The sequence below is a fragment of the Prevotella sp. AM34-19LB genome (genome assembly GCF_003468525.1).
Taxonomy (GTDB): Bacteria; Bacteroidota; Bacteroidia; order Bacteroidales; family Bacteroidaceae; genus Prevotella.
The window spans coordinates 1-546 of record NZ_QSIG01000142.1; the positions used below are offsets into that span (position 1 = coordinate 1).

The window sequence follows — 546 nt, forward strand, 5'->3', positions numbered from 1 at the left end:
GTTCCTTGCCGCCACGCAGATTGTAGAATTCAACAATGTCCCTTGTCGATGACTTGTAATCGTTGGTCAGAATACAACGGTAAGTGTATTCGCCTTCCCACAGGTCAAGGTCGCCACTGTTGCGTCTTTGTCTCTGGATGACAAGACGATAGCACTTGCCTTCCCATTTCTCAACGAGAATGGAATTGAGTTCGAACTGGATGCCGTTAATCTCCTCCGTCTTCCATCCTCTCAGAGCAAAGATGTCATTGTAGAGCGAACTGCATCGGTTGGCACGGATGTAGAAATGTTTGCAATGCTTCTCTATCTCACTGACGATTTCCTTCGAGCAGGAACCGCAGTCTGCCCTGAAGCGATTTACACGGATGTTCTGGGATTCCAGAAGAGCGAAGAATCTCTTATGGGTGTCTGCCTGATGAAAACGCACATTCGTGTTACCATCGCTGTTCTCGATATAGACTATCTTGTCACCGATAACATATACGCCAGGCCTGTAGCCGAGGAACTTTTTGTAGGTCGGTTTTGCATCATACTTCTCCGTTTCAA

At 47.1% G+C, this 546-nt stretch carries 1 pseudogene; it reads right to left on the reverse strand.

Annotated elements, in window-relative coordinates:
* Positions 1 to 546: pseudogene (locus tag DW830_RS15605) on the reverse strand (IS1380-like element IS612 family transposase); the annotation flags it as partial.